At 56.8% G+C, this 17,831-nt stretch carries 14 protein-coding genes and 1 tRNA gene; 4 read left to right on the top strand and 11 right to left on the bottom strand.

Features of this window, described 5'->3' with window-relative positions; genetic code table 11:
• Positions 1–6: 6 nt before the first annotated feature.
• A complete protein-coding gene (gene nth / locus ABD013_RS01245; protein ID WP_343801055.1) occupies positions 7–642 on the top strand; it encodes an endonuclease III in 636 nt (211 codons plus the stop codon).
• A gap of 290 nt (positions 643–932) precedes the next feature.
• On the opposite strand, the gene yfaE is transcribed toward nth, so the two are convergent.
• The 3 genes from yfaE to nrdA all read right to left on the bottom strand — a co-directional run bounded on the left by yfaE (position 933) and on the right by nrdA (position 4,694).
• Positions 933–1,199, bottom strand: a complete 267-nt coding sequence (yfaE, locus tag ABD013_RS01240) for a class I ribonucleotide reductase maintenance protein YfaE (protein WP_343801053.1) — start codon at positions 1,197–1,199, stop codon at positions 933–935.
• Between the two features lie 11 nt (positions 1,200–1,210).
• On the bottom strand, positions 1,211–2,341 hold the full coding sequence (gene nrdB, locus ABD013_RS01235) for a class Ia ribonucleoside-diphosphate reductase subunit beta (protein WP_343801050.1): 1,131 nt from the start codon (positions 2,339–2,341) through the stop codon (positions 1,211–1,213).
• A gap of 85 nt (positions 2,342–2,426) precedes the next feature.
• Positions 2,427–4,694, bottom strand: a complete 2,268-nt coding sequence (nrdA, locus tag ABD013_RS01230) for a class 1a ribonucleoside-diphosphate reductase subunit alpha (protein WP_343801047.1) — start codon at positions 4,692–4,694, stop codon at positions 2,427–2,429.
• Between the two features lie 439 nt (positions 4,695–5,133).
• Between nrdA and ABD013_RS01225 the strand changes: the two genes are divergently transcribed.
• Together ABD013_RS01225 and ABD013_RS01220 are read left to right on the top strand one after the other, a co-directional pair.
• Positions 5,134–5,217: transfer RNA gene (locus ABD013_RS01225), tRNA-Tyr, on the top strand.
• 215 nt (positions 5,218–5,432) lie between these two features.
• Positions 5,433–7,655: a sensor domain-containing protein gene (locus tag ABD013_RS01220; protein WP_343801044.1), complete on the top strand. Its 2,223-nt coding sequence runs from the start codon at positions 5,433–5,435 to the stop codon at positions 7,653–7,655.
• 7 nt (positions 7,656–7,662) lie between these two features.
• Here ABD013_RS01220 and ABD013_RS01215 read toward each other — a convergent pair whose 3' ends face one another.
• Positions 7,663–8,529, bottom strand: coding sequence for an SPFH domain-containing protein (locus tag ABD013_RS01215; RefSeq protein ID WP_343801041.1), 867 nt, complete (start codon positions 8,527–8,529; stop codon positions 7,663–7,665).
• A 37-nt stretch (positions 8,530–8,566) separates the two neighbouring features.
• Complete coding sequence (locus ABD013_RS01210; RefSeq protein WP_343801038.1) at positions 8,567–9,022, bottom strand: NfeD family protein; 456 nt, start codon at positions 9,020–9,022, stop codon at positions 8,567–8,569.
• Positions 9,023–9,450: 428 nt separating this feature from the next.
• Here ABD013_RS01210 and nhaB point away from each other — a divergent pair, with 428 nt between their 5' ends.
• Positions 9,451–10,956 carry a sodium/proton antiporter NhaB gene (nhaB, locus tag ABD013_RS01205; protein WP_343801035.1) on the top strand — a complete coding sequence of 502 codons (1,506 nt, stop codon included), beginning with the start codon at positions 9,451–9,453 and terminating at the stop codon, positions 10,954–10,956.
• 29 nt (positions 10,957–10,985) lie between these two features.
• On the opposite strand, the gene ABD013_RS01200 is transcribed toward nhaB, so the two are convergent.
• The 6 genes from ABD013_RS01200 to arsB form a co-directional block, all read right to left on the bottom strand.
• Entirely contained in the window at positions 10,986–12,761 is a 1,776-nt protein-coding gene (locus ABD013_RS01200) for an SLC13 family permease (RefSeq protein WP_343801032.1), read from the bottom strand.
• A gap of 103 nt (positions 12,762–12,864) precedes the next feature.
• The gene (arsJ, locus tag ABD013_RS01195) at positions 12,865–14,115 is read right to left on the bottom strand and encodes an organoarsenical effux MFS transporter ArsJ (protein WP_343801029.1); all 1,251 of its coding nucleotides are present in this window, start codon (positions 14,113–14,115) and stop codon (positions 12,865–12,867) included.
• Positions 14,116–14,477: 362 nt separating this feature from the next.
• Entirely contained in the window at positions 14,478–15,491 is a 1,014-nt protein-coding gene (locus ABD013_RS01190) for an ArsJ-associated glyceraldehyde-3-phosphate dehydrogenase (RefSeq protein WP_343801026.1), read from the bottom strand.
• 41 nt (positions 15,492–15,532) lie between these two features.
• Complete coding sequence (locus ABD013_RS01185; RefSeq protein ID WP_343801023.1) at positions 15,533–15,766, bottom strand: thioredoxin family protein; 234 nt, start codon at positions 15,764–15,766, stop codon at positions 15,533–15,535.
• A gap of 32 nt (positions 15,767–15,798) precedes the next feature.
• Positions 15,799–16,788 (bottom strand): permease, encoded by a 990-nt coding sequence (locus ABD013_RS01180; RefSeq protein ID WP_343801020.1) that lies wholly within the window; start codon positions 16,786–16,788, stop codon positions 15,799–15,801.
• Positions 16,781–17,812 (bottom strand): ACR3 family arsenite efflux transporter, encoded by a 1,032-nt coding sequence (gene arsB, locus ABD013_RS01175; protein WP_343803935.1) that lies wholly within the window; start codon positions 17,810–17,812, stop codon positions 16,781–16,783. The genes ABD013_RS01180 and arsB overlap by 8 nt, the downstream gene beginning before the upstream one ends.
• Positions 17,813–17,831 lie beyond the last annotated feature (19 nt).

The raw sequence follows: 17,831 nt of genomic DNA, 5'->3' as shown, positions 1-17,831 counted from the left end.
GGAACCATGAACGCCGACAAGCGATACCAGATTTTCAGCCGCCTTCAGGAGCAGAACCCCAACCCTGAAACCGAACTGGAGTACGACTCCCCCTTCGAGTTGCTGATTGCCGTTCTGCTGTCAGCCCAGGCCACGGACGTCAGCGTCAACAAGGCCACACGCAAGCTCTATCCGGTAGCCAACACTCCGGAAGCGATGCTGGAACTGGGTGTCGACGGCGTGAAGGAATACATCAAGACCATCGGCCTGTTCAACACCAAGGCCGAAAACGTCATCAAAACCTGTCGCATCCTGGTTGAACAACACAACAGCGAAGTCCCGCAGACGCGCGAAGCGCTGGAGAAGCTTCCCGGTGTCGGTCGCAAAACCGCCAATGTGGTGCTTAATACCGCCTTTGGTCAGCCCGCCATGGCCGTCGACACCCACATCTTCCGCGTCGCCAACCGCACTCGCATCGCCCCCGGCAAGACCGTACTGGAGGTCGAGAAGAAGCTGCTGCGTTTCGTACCCAAGCCTTTTCTTGTCGATGCACATCACTGGCTGATTCTTCACGGCCGCTATGTTTGCACGGCTCGCAAGCCTCGCTGCGGCGCCTGCATCATCGAAGACCTGTGTGAATTCAAGGATAAAACCGAGCTTTAAACAGGCTTCGGTTACTCACAGATTCTGTGGATAAAACAGTGGATACATGTTGAGATAATGGCTCCAGACAGCGTATTTCAAGGCCTTCAGCGAATTGGTAATAAAATAGACAATTTTTGATTAAACATTTAAAAAACAGCAACTTACAGATGTCAACACTGTTTCTAAATGTTTACAATCCGGGTTATACACCGGTCTGGAGCAACGCTGCCGGCACATGTGTACAATCCAAAAAAAAAGCGCCCTGTCAAGGCGCTTTTCCACGTTTTATTGCGATTCCATGACCTTATTCAATCGTCAGGAAGCTCGATCTCAATATGGCTCTGCGGACGGCAGCAGCAGGTCAGAATCTCATCTTCCTTGAGATCTACCAGACTCTCCTGAATATAGTCCACCTGCCCTTCTATCAACTTCACCTTACAGCAGCCGCAGTAGCCTCCTCGGCAACTGTAGGGCGCCGGGATGTTCTGCGCCTCCAGCGCATCCAGCAGCGAGAATTCATACTGGTAATAGAAGGTATGATAATTGTTGACCTTGATACGCGGGATACCAGACATGGTCACCTCGATTACAGATCAAATCCGTCAAAATCGTCGGTGTCGACTTCGTTGTCGATCTGACCGACCAGGTAAGAACTGATCTCCGCCTCCTGAGGGGCCACCTGGACATTGTCACTGACCAGCCAGCCATTCATCCACGGCAGCGGGTTCTGGCGCTGCGGGAAGATTTCGGTCAGGCCCAGTGCCTTCATGCGTACATTGGTGATGTACTCGACATAGTCGCCCAGAATGCGGGCATTCAGACCGATCATGGAGCCCTCGCTGAACAAATACTCCGCCCAGTCCTTTTCCTGCTCGGCCGCCTCACGGAAGATGGCGTAGACCTGCTCTTCACATTCGGCTGCAATCTGCTTGAAGTCCGGATCGTCAGCACCGGCAGCCATCAGGTTCAGCATGTGCTGAGTACCAGTCAGGTGCAGCGCCTCGTCACGCGCGATCAGCTTGATGATTTTGGCGTTACCTTCCATCAATGCGCGCTCGGCAAAGGCAAAGGAGCAGGCAAAGCTGACATAGAAGCGGATCGCTTCCAGCACGTTCACCGACACCAGGGTCAGGTAGAGGCGCTTTTTCAGGTTGTACAGCGTCGCATCGTAGCGCTCGCCATCAATCATATGTACGCCAGCGCCGTGAACACCGTAGATGTTGACCAGCTGAATGAACTCGTCATACAGGCGGGTTACCGCCTCGGCACGCTTAATGATCTCCGGGTTGGTGACGATGTGATCGAACACTTCCGAAGGCTCGGTGACGATGTTGCGGATGATATGCGTGTAGGAGCGGCTGTGAATAGTCTCACTGAACGCCCAGGTCTCGAACCAGGTCTCCAGTTCCGGCAGGGAGACCACCGGCAAAAAGGCGACGTTGGGTGAGCGCCCCTGCACCGAGTCCAGCAGCGTCTGATACTTCAGGTTGCTCAGGAAGATATGCTTTTCGTGTTCCGGCATATCCATGAAGTCCTTGCGGTCGTTGGTCAGATCGACCTCTTCCGGACGCCAGAAGAACGACAGCTGCTTCTCGATCAGCTTTTCGAAGATCGGATACTTCTGCTTGTCATAACGGGCCACGTTCACTGAACGGCCGAAGAACATCGGCTCGCGGGTTGCATCGTGGTTACTCGGGCTGAAAGTGGAGTATGACATGAGTCCCTTTTTCCTGAACAAAACATACCGGCCATCCCCGGCGGGCGCCGGGGAGAAGCCTTAGAAAGAAGACAAAACGCTCTGATCAGAGCTTGCAGGCACCGCCTTCACAGCCGTCGTCACCCTTGTCGGACGCACCGGCACCATCGCGGGTGTTGTGGTAGTACAGCGTCTTGACGCCGTTCTTGTACGCGGTCAACAGGTCCTGAAGCAGCTGCTTCATCGGCACCTTGTCACCCGGGAATTTGGCCGGGTCATAGTTGGTGTTGGCCGAGATCGACTGATCGACGAACTTCTGCATGATACCGACCAGCTGCAGGTAACCGGTGTTGTTGGGGATATTCCACAACAGCTCGTACTGACCTTTCAGCTCCAGGAAGTCCGGCACCACCTGTTTCATGATGCCATCCTTGCTCGCCTTCACGGAGACAAAACCACGCGGCGGCTCGATGCCGTTGGTGGAGTTGGTGATCTGCGAGGAGGTTTCACAGGGCATCAGCGCGGTCAGGGTACTGTTGCGCAGACCGAACTCGCGAATATCCTCGCGCAGGGTTTCCCAGAAGTAGTGCAGCGGTTCTTCACAGTAGCTGTCGATATCACGCTTGTAGGTGTCGATCGGCAGCAGACCCTTGGCGTAGGTGGTCTCGTTGAATTTCGGGCAGGCACCCAGCTCCTTGGCCAGCTGATTGGACGCCTTGAGAAGGTAGTACTGGATCGCCTCGAAGGTGCGGTGCACCAGGCCATTGGCACTGCCATCGGAGTAACGCACTCCGTTCTTGGCCAGGTAGTAGGCGAAGTTTGTCACGCCAACACCCAGAGTACGACGCGACATGGTCGCATTGCGCGCCGCCGGGATCGGGTAGTCCTGATAATCCAGCAGGCTGTCCAGCGCACGCACGATCAGGTCTGACAGTTCTTCCAGCTCATCCAGGTTTTCCAGCGCACCCAGGTTGAACGCAGACAGGGTGCAAAGCGCAATCTCACCGTCCGGATCGTTGACGTCGTTCAGCGGCTTGGTCGGCAGAGCAATCTCCAGACAGAGGTTGGACTGCTTCACCGGCGCCACGGTCGGGTCGAACGGACTGTGGGTATTGCAGTGGTCCACGTTCTGCACGTAGATACGGCCGGTGGACGCGCGCTCGGACATCATCAGGCCGAACAGTTCGACCGCCTTGATGGTCTTCTTGCGGATAGACTCATCCTGTTCGTATTTCTCGTACAGACGCTCGAACTCATCCTGATCAGCAAAGAAAGCATCATACAGTCCCGGCACTTCGTGCGGGCTGAACAGGGTGATGTTGCCGCCCTTGATCAGTCGCTGATACATCAGCTTGTTGATCTGTACGCCATAGTCGATGTGACGCACACGGTTCTCTTCAACACCGCGGTTGTTCTTCAGTACCAGCAAAGATTCCACTTCAAGGTGCCAGAGCGGGTAGAACAGTGTGGCAGCACCACCACGAACGCCACCCTGAGAGCAGGATTTAACCGCAGTCTGGAAGTGCTTGTAGAACGGGATACAACCGGTATGGAAAGCCTCACCGTTACGGATCGGGCTGCCAATTGCACGGATACCACCGGCATTGATACCGATACCGGCACGCTGGGACACATACTTGACGATGGCAGACGCTGTCGCGTTGATGGAATCCAGGCTATCGCCGGTTTCGATCAGCACACAGGAGCTGAACTGGCGCGTCGGCGTGCGCACACCCGCCATGATCGGCGTCGGCAGGGACAGCTTGAACAGTGACGTTGCGTCATAGAAGCGCTTGACGTAATCCAGGCGAGTGTCGCGCGGGTAGTTGGCGAACAGACAAGCCGCCACCAGCATGTACAACTGCTGCGGGCTTTCGAAGATGTCGCCGGTGACACGGTTCTGTACCAGGTACTTGCCTTCCAGCTGCTTCACCGCGGCATAGCTGAAGTTCATGTCACGGCTGTGATCCAGGTATGCGTTCAGCTCATCGAACTCTTCGCGGCTGTAATCGGTCATCAGGTGCTGGTCGTAGCGCTTGTCCTCGACCATGCGCTCCACGTGATCATAGAGGTGCGGCGGCTCGAAGTCGTTAAACGCGCGCTTGCGCAGATGGAACACCGCCAGGCGTGCTGCCAGGTACTGATAATCAGGTGCGTCCTCAGAGATCAGGTCGGCTGCGGACTTGATCAGCGTTTCGTGGATATCGGACGTCTTGATGCCATCGTAGAATTGCAGATGCGCACTGAGTTCAACCTGTGATACCGATACATTCTCCAGTCCTTCGGCGGCCCAGATAATTACACGATGGATTTTTTCCAGATCGATCTGTTCACGCCGACCATCGCGTTTGGTAACCATCAGATCTTGCTGCATTGTGCACGCTCTTCCTGTAGTCGTTGATGAAACTTGAAACCCTTGCCACTCAGGCTCGCCTACAGCGGTTCATACCGGTTCAAAACCCATAGACAGCACATTGGCGAAACGCCTGAAAAGGCAACACCAAGGATAGGTCATATTTTGGACAGGAACACAAGATATAGTACAGCACCGCTTACAGGGCACTAAATATAGATACTGACACGAGGATTTCAATCTTGATTTATAGCGCTATCGGGTGTAATCCGACATCCCCGATGCGCTGGAAGCCGCGCATTATGAGGGCTTGAAGCCGCTTTTACCATCCCCGAGAAATAAAGACTTTTTTTCATGCTTATGCGACGCTTCGCGAAAATTTAGCATAGAAAAAAACCGATAATTTTCGGCTCCTTTCCCTTTACAACCCCCGCCTCGATGTCTATCATGCGCATCCTCTGGTGGGGTTCCCGAGTGGCCAAAGGGATCAGACTGTAAATCTGACGCGCGAGCTTCGGTGGTTCGAATCCACCTCCCACCACCATCGAATTACACAGAAGAGCCCTGCCATATCGGCGGGGCTTTTTTGTATCTGCCACATTCTGCTCCTCCCCTCCTGCTACCAGACGACAACATCTTTAGTTCTATGCATCTCCCGGGCAAGTCATGTTAGGCTTGTCTCATTACACACATACAGTTCGGTTGAACGACCTCTGCTCCAGCAGTTAAACCGGCTCAATAATAAAAACAAATGATCGCATGACTCATGGACTGACTCTGCCCACTCGCGGCGAACTACAACTGTTCAAAGAACAGCAGGTTATTCTGGAGAATGCCGGTGTCGGCATCTGCTTCATTCGTGACCGACTGATCCAGCGCTGCAACCGACAATTTGCCCATATCTATGGCTTCGACAGCCCTGACCAACTGATCGGCAGCAGCAGCGAGCAGCTGTATCCAGACTCGGTCAGCTTTCGCCGACTGGGCGTTAGCGCCTACCCCAGCATGGTGCGTGGTGAACGCTACACTACTGAACTGCAGATGATACGCCGTGATGGCACACCTTTCTGGTGCCGCATCACCGGCAACCTGATCAGCACCGACACCCCTTCCCTGGGCTCCATCTGGATCATTGAAGATATCGACCAGCAACGCCAGGCTAATGAGGCATTCCACGCGCTGCATCATCAGCAGCAGTTGATTCTGGATCATGCCATGGTCGGTATCGCCTTCATGCGCCAGCGCAGGATCAGCCGTTGTAACCAGCGCATGGCCGACCTGTTCGGCTATGAGCTGCATGAGCTCAAGGACCTCAGTACCCGCGCGTTCTACCCGACCACAGCGAGCTGGGAAGCAGCCGGCCAGAGGCATCGTGAGGTGCTAAAGCGTGGCGATGCGTTCAACACTGAAATTGAGTTGATGTGCAAGGATGGCAGCCGCCTCTGGTGCGATCTGCGCAGCAAAGCGATCAACCCGGACAATCTGGATGAGGGCAGCATCTGGATCATCATGGATATCTCTGAACGAAAGGCCCATGAAAGCGCACTCCTGCGGGCGCACGATGCACTCGAACAGCACGTGACTGAACGCACCCGTGAACTGGAAAGCGTGGTCAATAATCTGCACCGTGAGATTGAAGAACGCCGTATTGCCGAGGAGCGCATTCGACACCTGGCCCAGCATGACAGCCTTACCGGATTGCCCAACCGGTCACTGTTCGATCAGCGACTGGGCGACCAGCTGACCAAGGCCTCGGCCACCGGACGCAAACTGGCTGTACTGTTCATCGATCTCGACCGGTTCAAGCACATTAACGACTCACTGGGCCACCATGAAGGTGACATGCTGCTGCGCAGCCTGGCTGAAAGGCTGCGTCAGGCAACCGGTCACGAAAACACCCTCGCCCGTATTGGTGGAGACGAGTTCGTCGTCCTGCTCAACAACGTCGAACCCTATGAGCGTATCGAACAGCTGATTCACCGCATGCAGAGCGCACTTCAACCTTCGGTGCATGTTGGCGTACATGCATTCAGTATTTCAGCCAGTTTCGGGGTAGCCATCTACCCGCATGACGGCAATGATATCCAGACCCTTATCAAACATGCCAACACCGCCATGTACCGCGCCAAGGCGAACGGCGGCAACCGCTATCACTTTTACAATCATCATCTGGACCGGGAAGCCGTAGAACGAATCGAGCTCAGGAACGCGCTTTATCAGGCGCTGCGCAACCAGGAATTTGAGCTGCACTACCAGCCCCAGGTATCGGTCAGCGAGGCGCGTATCGTTGGTGTAGAAGCCCTGATCCGCTGGCACCGTCCTGGCAAGGGCATGGTGTCGCCAGCCTGCTTCATCCCACTGGCCGAGGAGTGCGGCTTGATCAACGAGATAGGCAGCTGGGTACTGGAGAGTGCCTGCGTTCAGCTCAAGACATGGCAACAGGCAGGAATGGATCTGAGGGTAGCGGTCAACCTCTCTGCGGCACAGCTGGATGATCCCGGGTTTTATGATCTATTGAAGGATTGTCTGCAACGTCACGACCTTCAGCCACATCAGCTGGAGCTGGAGCTGACCGAAAGCATTTTGATGCGGCACGTGGATCAAAGCGTCGAACTGCTTAACCGCCTGGACAAGCTGGGCGTTCACCTCAGCATCGACGATTTCGGCACCGGCTACTCCAGTTTGAGTTATCTAAAGCGCTTCCCGCTGGACACTCTGAAAATAGACCAGTCGTTCGTGCGTGACCTCTGCATCGACCAGGATGATGCGGTGATCTGCCGCACCATCATTTCCATGGCCAACAACCTGAACCTGACGGTCACGGCAGAGGGAGTAGAGCAGGCTGACCAGCTCAACAAGTTGGCCGAGTTCGGCTGCGACCTCTATCAAGGCTACCTGTTCAGCCGCCCACTCCCGGCTGGCGAAATCACCCGGCTATACCTGGAGTACAGACCAGCAGAAGCCGGGCGTTACGCCATCTAAAGGCTGGTTACTTGCCACTAAGCCCGCCCATGATGCCACGGACGGCAGCGGGGATATCGCCGGGCAGCAGCACGATCTTGGCATTCTCGCCCTGCGACATCTCTTTGATCGACTCAACGTATTTCTCACCCAGCAGGTACATCACCGGCAGTTCGTTACCCTGGATTGCTGAGGTTACCTTCTCGATCGCCTCCTGGCTCGCCTGAGCCAGTACAACTTTGGCTTCGGCATCACGACGAGACGCTTCCAGGCGCCCTTCCGCCTCAAGAATGGCAGCCGCCTTTTCACCATCGGCACGGGTCACGGTGGCACGACGCTGACGTTCAGCCGCAGCCTGCTCTTCCATCGCCATCTGCATGGTCTGCGACGGGTTGATATCCTGAATCTCAACGGTCTTCAGCGTGATACCCCAGTCAGAGATATCGTCGGAGATAGCCCCCTTGAGCTTGGCCTTGATCTGATCACGGTTGGACAGCGCCTGGTCCAGGTTCATTTCCCCCACAATGGAACGCAGGGAAGTCTGTACCAGATTCTGAATGGCAAAACTGTAATCCTCCACACCGTATACCGCCTTCTCCGGCGATACGATGTTGATATAGGCCACCGCATTGGCGATGATCACGGCGTTATCCAGGGTAATCACTTCCTGAGACGGGATGTCCAGCACGATATCCTTGGTCGTCACCTTATAGGCAACGGAATCGATGTAGGGAATGATCACGTTCAGGCCCGGGCCCAACGTCTTGTGATATTTCCCCAGCCGCTGTACCACATGCTTGCTGCCCTGAGGTACGGTTCTGACCCCCAGAAACAGAGTCACAATGACCAGCACGAGGAAGACCCCTGCCATCATCAGTCCATCGATCGTAAACATCGCTTTCTCCTTTCACTGAAGTGGGAATGGCAACAGCCTAGCCCCGTTTTTTGACAATCAAAGTATTACCCGAAATCTCGGTGATCATGACGCGATCACCGACAACGACGGAGTCATCGCAGATGAACTCCCATTCATCATCACCCAGTACCGGGGTCGCAAAGCGTACCTGCCCACGACGGGGTGGCTGGGGCGCCTGAATCACCTGCCCGGTTTCGCCCAGCACCGCCTCACGCGCAATTCCCGCCTTGGTTCTATCCACCATCAAGGGGCGCAGCAGCTTGAACCAGGCCAGCGCAAACAGACTGGAGCCGATCGCCCAGGCCACCAGCTGAATGCTGAGACTCAGGTCGGGTACCAGCCAAACCAGTACCGCCATCAGCAAGCCACCCAAACCAAACCAGAAAATGGTAAAGCTTGGTACCACCAGCTCAGCCATGATCAGCAACATGCCGAAAACAACCCAGTGCCAGTATTCAATTTGAAATGTCATTATCCATCCCTGCAACCATGTCAGTGTGTAACGATTATGGAGCAGTTTGGTGCCGGGGTCGACTCCAGCACCGACCAGTCCAGCGCCCATACCCCGTTACCTACCTGCGACCCCAGGCCCAAAGACCCCCAGACATAGTACGCAGGTGCAGCATTATTTTATGGAAGGGTGATCCAACCCTGTGGTAAAGTGCTGGCCAATCCGTTACGGGCTTCAGGTTGATCGGCGCATGCGCTCTCCGGTCGAGCCTGTTTCACCTCTCCACCTTGCTTCTCGGATTCGGGCAAGCTCCCGACTCCCGGCTCGCACCTCCCTCTGCCTGTAACCGGAACATGCTTTCCGGTGGTTGCTCCCTGCGCGGTCGCAGCAACCATGGGAACCGGTTTTGTCTAACCCGGTTGCTGCGGCAGCCAAACCGAGAAACCATAATGCCAATAAATCAACTCGGTGCTTTCGGGCACAACTTCCTGGGCAACGCCCCTGCCTGGTACAAGCAGATCATTGTCCTCTTTCTGATTATTAACCCCATCGCAGTCTGGACCATCGGTCCCCAGGCCACCGGCTGGCTGCTGATCGGTGAGTTCATTTTCACCCTGGCAATGGCACTCAAGTGCTACCCCCTGCTGCCAGGCGGCCTGCTGGCCATTGAGGCCCTGCTACTGGGAATGACCAGCCCGGAATCGCTGTACCATGAGGTAGAAGCCAACCTGCCGGTTATCCTGTTGCTGATGTTTATGGTCGCCGGCATCTATTTCATGAAAAGCCTGCTGCTGGTCACCTTCACCAATATCCTGCTGCATGTCCGTTCCAAGTATCTGCTGGCCCTGCTGTTCAGCATGACGGCTGCGCTACTGTCAGCTTTCCTTGATGCCCTGACCGTAACCGCCGTGATCATCAGCGTTGCGGTCGGCTTCTACTCCGTGTACCACAAGGTAGCATCCGGCAAGGGGCATCAGCACAAGGACCACAACCATGTGTCTGACAGCGAGGTCGTGGACCTGCACCGTGAAGACCTGGAAGGCTTCCGTGCATTTCTGCGCAGCCTGCTGATGCACAGCGCAGTCGGTACAGCACTGGGCGGCGTCTGTACTCTGGTGGGTGAACCGCAGAACCTGTTGATCGCCAAGGTCGCCGGCTGGAACTTTGGCGAGTTTTTCATGCTGATGGCACCAGTCTCCATGCCGGTACTGGCGGCCGGCCTGTTCACCTGTGTGGCGCTGGAGAAACTGCAACTGTTCGGCTATGGCGTCAAACTGCCACGCCCGGTGCTGCGCGTGCTGAATGAATTTGCTGAGGCTGAGCGCGCCAAGCGCACCCCGGCCCAGAAGGCCGCTCTGATTATTCAGGCGATCGCGGCGGTGGTTCTCGTGCTGGGTCTGGCCTTCCATGTTGCCGAAGTTGGCCTGATTGGCCTGCTGGTGATCATCCTGATTACCTCCTTCAACGGCGTCACTGACGAGCACCAGATCGGCAAGGCATTTGAAGAGGCCCTGCCCTTCACCGCTCTGCTGGTTGTATTCTTCGCCATCGTGGCCGTCATCCATGAACAGCATCTGTTCACGCCGATTATCAACTGGGTACTGGCTCTGCCGCCGGAACAGCAGCCGGGGATGTTCTTCATCGCCAATGGCGTGCTGTCGATGATTTCGGATAATGTCTTCGTGGCAACGGTGTATATCAGTGAGGTAAAACAGGCGCTGGATGCCGGCGAAATCACCCGTGCACACTTCGACCAGCTGGCCGTGGCGATCAACACCGGTACCAACCTGCCCAGCGTAGCAACGCCCAACGGTCAGGCAGCCTTCCTGTTCCTGCTGACCTCAGCCATTGCTCCGCTGGTGCGCCTGTCCTACGGCCGCATGGTGATCATGGCTCTGCCCTACACTCTGGTGCTGGGTAGCGTGGGCCTGCTGTCGGTCATCCTGTTCACCTGATCCACTCGGCGGGGCCAAAGGCCCCGCCATCATGCAACCAGCGGCCAGCCGATCAACAGCGTGGTGATCGTCACGACCGCCACCAGCAGGTTCATCGGAACGCCAACTTTAAGGAAGTCAGTGAACCTGTACCCCCCCGGACCATACACCATCAGGTTGGTCTGATATCCCAATGGCGTAGCAAAGCTCGCCGAAGCCGCAATCATGATCGCGAAGATAAAGGGTTCATGGCTCAGCTGTGCCTTCTCGGTCACTTCCAGCACGATCGGCAGCATCAGCACCGCCGCCGCATTATTGGTGATCATCTCGGTCAGCACAGAAACCGCCAGATAGGTCAGAATCAGCAATAGCCAGGGCGTGCCGCCACTGAGATCGACAATACCGTCCGCAAGCAGCGTAGCGACGCCGGTTTTTTGCAGAGCCGCGCCCAGCGCGAATGAGGCCGCGATGGTCAGAATAACGGTCAAATCCAGGCTCTTCTCGGCCTGAACCACGCTACAGCAACCGGTCATCACCATCAGACCCGCACCCACCAGCGCCGCATTCAGCATGCTGGTCAGGCCGGTGCCGGCTGCCAGCACGATGGCGGCCAGAATCCCCCAGGCCAGCCAGGCGCGTTCATGGCGGGGCTGGGTCTTGTCCAGGTCGTTGATCAGCAGGAAGTCCTTGTTGTAGCGCTGACGACTGACGAAGGCCGGACGCGCCTCCAGCAGCAGGGTATCACCCGCTTCCAGACGGATATTGCCCAGGTTGCCCTGCACCCGCTCACCACTGCGAGCCACGGCCAGTACAACAGCACCATAGCGGTCGCGGAAGCGGGCATCACGGATCGCATGTCCCACCGCATCGCAGTGGGTCGACACCACCGCCTCGACCAGGCAGCGCTCGGCCCGATCCTGATTCAGCGTATCGGAGTGACCATTCTCCGGCGATGGCACGACACCATTGATCCGCAGCAGATCGGAAATTGCCTCGGTATCGCCGGCAAACACCAGGCGATCCCCGCCCTGCAGTTTCTCCTCCGAGGACACGGCGGTCACGATATTGCCCTTGCGTTCAATCTCAACCAGATAGACGCGGTCCAGGCTACGCAGCCCTGCCTGCTCCACACTCTGACCGACCAGCGGTCCATCGGAGGCAACGGCTACTTCGAGGGTAAACTCACGCAGATTGGCAAAGGCCCGCTTGTCACTGCGATCCGGCAGCAGGCGCGGAAACACCAGCCAGATAAACACCACACCGACCAGTACCACCGGCAGAGCCACCGCGGTAATCGAGAACAGCGACAGACCGGCTTCGCCGGTCAACTGCTGATACTGCCCGTTGACCACCAAGTTGGTACTGGTACCGATCAGGGTCAGGGTACCGCCGAGGATGGCGCTGTAGCTGAGCGGGATCATCAGCTTGGAGGCCGGAATATTGATTTTGCGTGACCAGGCATGGATCGCCGGGATCATGGTCGCAACAACCGGCGTGTTGTTCAGAAAGCCACTGAGCAGAACCACCGGCGCGAAAATACGGCCCATGGCACCACGCACACCCTGAGGCCGGCCCAGTACCTTGTGCACCAACAGATCCACCCCACCGGAGGAATGGATACCGGCCGCTACCACGAACATGCAGGCTACGGTGATCAGACCGGAGTTGGCAAAACCTGCCAACGCCTCACCGGGAGTCAGCACACCACTGATGCTCAACAACGCCAGCACCGCCATCATGACGATATGCGGCCCAGTCCTTGTCAGAACCAGAACTGCCAGCGCAGCCAACATCAAACCCAGTGCGAACCAGCCTTGCCACTCCACAGCGTTAACCCGTATCCGTTGAAAACGCCCTAAGATACAGGGTTATTTTGATTCCATAAAAGAATAAATATTAACAAATTTATACTAATATGAAATATACGACCTAGCCAGATGGCATTTGTGAGCCTTGATCTCTGGCGATTGATGGCAGTCCCAGCGAGATCACCACTGTCATCGCCAACATGGCCGCACTGAGCCACAGGCAGGCCTGCAGCCCTGATGCTCCCTGCCCCGCCAGTTGGAACACCCAGCCCGACAGTAAAGTACCGATCAGCCGCCCCATGGCGTTGGCCATATAATAGAAGCCCACATCGAGAGAGACACCGTCACTGCCGGCATAGCTGACAATCAGGTAGCTGTGCAGCGAAGAGTTGATCGCAAACACCGCGCCAAATACCAGCAACCCGCCAATCAAAACCAGGGCCGGGTCCTGTCCTGACACCAGCCCCAGAGCAATCAGCACCGGCAGCACGGCCAGCATCGCCGCCCACCCCGTTGCGGCACGGCCATCCGGCACTCGCCCGGCAGCCTTGCCGGTAATACGAGGCGCCAGCGCCTGCACCAGGCCATAGCCGATCACCCAGAGCGCCAGGAAGCCGCCTGTCTGCGTGTGATTCCAACCCAGCGTCTGCGACAGGAACACCGGCAAAGCCACCACAAACCAGACATCACGGGCACCGAACAGAAACATGCGAGCGGCGGAGAGGATATTGATCGCCCGGCTCTTGGAGAAGACATCTCGGAATTTCGGCTTGTTTTTCGCCTTGCCCAGATCCTTTTTCAGCAGCACCAGACTGAACAGCCAGACCAGTGCCAACGCACCCGCCATCGCAGCCACTGCACCGGCAAAGCCAAGCCACATCAACAGGGCCCCTCCGAGGAAGAACCCCGCACCCTTGAGCGCATTCTTGGAGCCGGTCAGGATCGCCACCCATTTGTAGAGCGTCCCCTGAGCATTTTCAGGCACCAGTAGCTTGATCGAGCTTTTGGCGCTCATTTTGTTCAGGTCCTTGGCGATCCCCGACAGTGCTTGCACGGCCATCACCCAGGGCACGGTGAGCCAGGCCGGCGGCACCAGCAACATCGCCAGCGCCACTACCTGTAAGCCCAGACCGATGTTCATAGTGCGATTCAGCCCCAGATGAGCACCTAGCCAGCCACCGACCAGGTTGGTCACCACACCGAAGATCTCATAGAACAGGAACAGCAATGCTATCTCCAGCGGCGAGTAGCCCAACCCATGGAAATGCAGTACCACCAGCATACGCAGTGCACCGTCGGTCAGGGTAAAAGCCCAGTAGTTGCCGGTCACCACCAGATACTGGCGGATGGCAGGAGAAAGCTGGCTCAGCATTTTTGTCTCTCTTCAGTGCATGGTACAGGTGTTCAAACCGCAGGCATGTCGGCCGCTGGGTAGCCGCTACCCGACGCGCTGTCACATCCCTGTTCGCTCGATGGACGCCATCCATGGCGTCCAACGGTCGGCTATCGGCCACCCATCGTCCTCGGCAAGCGTTGGTGCCACATCCAAGAGAAAACACTCTCTCCACAGGAAATCTGGCACCCAACTATCAGAGGCCGAAGGCAGGTCTGCCGGTGACCGTCGGCGCCAGGGACGGCGCCGTCGAGCCGCATGGATGCCAATTGTGTGTCACCGGAAGGCCTGTCTTTGGCCGGCGGCCACCTTAATCAGTGACAGACCGACCCACTATCAACTCAGGCCTGATCCAGTCGCCCAACCTTCAGCGCCAGCTCCGCCGTGCGGTTGGCATAGCCCCACTCATTGTCGTACCAGAGGTACAACTTCACCTGGGTACCGTTCACCACCATGGTAGACAGGGCATCCACCACGCTGGAGCGTGGATCAGTACGGTAATCGATGGAGACCAGCGGACGCTCTTCGTAACCCAGAACGCCCTGCAGCTCACCCTCGGCCGCCTGCTTCAGCAGCGCATTAACCTCGTCTACCGAAGTTTCGCGCTCAACTTCGAATACACAGTCGGTGATCGAGGCATTGGCCAGCGGCACGCGGATCGCATGACCGTTCAGCTTGCCCTTCAGCTCCGGAAAAATGTGGGTGATCGCCGTGGCAGAGCCGGTGGTGGTGGGGATCAGACTCATGCCGCAGGCGCGAGCGCGGCGCAGATCCTTGTGTGGCGCATCCAGAATGGTCTGGGTATTGGTGATATCGTGAATGGTGGTCATGGAGCCATGCTTGATGCCCAGCTGCTCGTGAATCACCTTCACCACTGGAGCCAGACAGTTGGTGGTACAGGAAGCGGCCGTCACGATCGGATACTGCTCCGGATCGTACAGATCATCGTTCACGCCCATGACTATATTGAGCACGCCCTCTTCCTTCACAGGCGCGGTCACCACCACCCGCTTCACGCCCTGATCCAGATAGGCCTGCAGCAGCGCCTTGGTCTTCATCTTGCCGGAGGCTTCGATCACCAGATCGCAGCAGGACCAGTCGGTATCGTTGATCGCCTTATTGGCCGTAACCGCGATGCGCTGACCACCAACGGTCATCATGCCGTCTTCGGCAGCGGCCTCATGACTCCAGCGACCGTGCACCGAATCGAAGTTCATCAGGTGCGCCAGCGTGGCAGCATCGCCAGCCGGATCATTGATCTGCACAATTTCAATCTCGGGCTGATCGTAAATCGCTCGCATGGTCAGACGCCCCATGCGCCCGAAACCGTTAATGCCTACTTTAATTTGGGCCATGACATCTACTCGTAGTTGGAATTGGAGTCGAAAAGGTTTTGTCAGGACAGCCAGCCGCGAATCGCATCCTGAGTCGGAATGCTGCCGCTGTGCACAACCTGCTCGTCGATAACGACGGCAGGGGTACTCATCACACCGTAATTCATGATCGCTTCCGGATCCGTTTCTTTCATGACATTCACTTCAGCACCAACTTCAGCTGCTACTTTGCTGATGATCTCGGCCGTTTTGATGCACTTGCTGCAACCGCTGCCCAACACTTTGATCTGTTTCATAACCCAACCTCGTCAGAGTCTGCCGCCGGCGCTCAAATAAACGGCGTCAGCACATTGAAAACCCACCCTACCAGCGTGAAAGCCGCCAGCAACACCGCAAACAGAATCGCCAACAGGCGCCACTGCATCACCTGCTTGAGCAGGATAAACTCGGGAAAGCTGGCCGCCACGGTACTCATGCAAAACGCCAGCGTGGTTCCAATCGGCAGGCCATTGACGATCAGGCTCTCCATCACCGGAATCACCCCGGTCGCATTGGAATAGAGCGGAATCCCCAGTGCGACCGCCGCCGGTACGGACCACCACTGACCATCGCCCAAATGCGACTCGATCCAGCCATCCGGCACAAAACCGTGCAGTGCGGCGCCCAATCCAACACCGATAATGACCCACTGCCACACCCGACCGAAGACCTCACCGGTTTCGCTTTTGGCAAACTGGTGACGCTCGGCGAACGAGAGTCTGGCCGCCGGACCGCTCTGCACCGGCGACCGTTGCTGTCCGCGTTCCAGTGCTTTGCGCGCAAACGATTGCAGCCAGCGCTCGGCACGGATCTGATCCAGGAAAACACCACCGAGCACCCCGACAGCCATACCAACCAGTACGTACAGCACGGTGAACTTCCATCCCAGTAAACTCAGCAGCAGCAATACGGCCACTTCATTGATCAAGGGCGAGGTGAGCAGAAACGCCATGGTGATGCCCACCGGAATGCCCGCCGAGGTAAAGCCGAGAAACACCGGAATACTCGAGCAGGAGCAAAAGGGTGTGATGGCACCGAAACCGGAGCCCAGCAGGTACCCCACCCCGCGATGGCGTCCGGCCAGAAAGTCACGTACCCGCTCCACATTCAAAGAGGCGCGGGCCAGTGCAATCAGATAGATCATCACCACCAGCAGGACGTAGATTTTGCTTACATCCTCGACAAAAAAGTGCAGCGCATCACCCAGCTTTGTATCTGGCGACAGCCCCATCAACTGGTAAACCAGCCAGTCTGCCAGGAGGGTAAAGATCTCAAACATGACTTACCTCCCCAAACCAGTGCCGGGTGCGATTGGCGATTACCACCAGCGACAACATCACGGGCACCTCCACCAGCACACCAACCACCGTCGCCAGCGCTGCACCTGAGTGCAGCCCGAAGAGAGAAATAGCCACTGCAACCGCCAGCTCAAAAAAGTTGGAGGTGCCAATCATGCAGGCAGGCGCGGCCACTTTATGAGGCAGGCGCAACCAGTAGGCCGCTGCATAGGCGATGATAAAAATACCGTAGGTTTGAATCAGCAGCGGGATGGCAATCAGGCCAATGGTTTGCGGCTGGGCAATGATGGTTTCTGCCTGAAAGCCGAACAACAGCACTACCGTCGCCAGCAGACCCAGAATCGACCAGGGCTTGAGCTGATGCAGCAAACGCCCCAACTGCTCACCATTCCCCCTGCGTTCCAGACGATGCCGTGTCCAGGCCCCCGCCACCAGCGGCAGTACCACATAGAGCACCACCGACAGCAACAGCGTTTCCCAAGGCACATGGATATCGCTGACACCCAGCAGAAAAGCCGCGATGGGGGCAAAGGCAAAGACCATGATGATGTCGTTTACCGAAACCTGCACCAGCGTATAGTTGGGGTCGCCCTTGGTCAGCTGACTCCAGACAAACACCATCGCTGTACAGGGCGCCACGCCCAGCAGAATCATGCCGGCGATATACTCGCCGGCACTCTGAGGATCGACCCAGTCGGCAAACAGAACCCTGAAGAACAGCCAGCCCAGCGCCGCCATGGTGAACGGCTTGATCAACCAGTTGATGACCAATGTCAGCACCAGCCCCCTGGGTTTCTTACCCACATCCTTGATCGCACTGAAATCGATCTGCACCATCATCGGATAGATCATTACCCAGATGAACAGGGCCACGACCAGATTCACGTGGGCATATTCCAGGCTGGCAACAATACCGAAAAAGTCCGGCACCAGGTTACCCAGAGCCACACCTGCCAGAATGCAAAGCCCTACCCACAGAGTCAGGTAACGTTCGAAAATACCCATCATTGTCCCTCTTTCAGAT

Source organism: Marinobacterium maritimum, assembly GCF_039523155.1.
Lineage (GTDB): Bacteria > Pseudomonadota > Gammaproteobacteria > Pseudomonadales > Balneatricaceae > Marinobacterium > Marinobacterium maritimum.
Note: the sequence above shows the minus strand (reverse complement) of the source record. Positions and strands in the feature narration are given on the sequence as shown.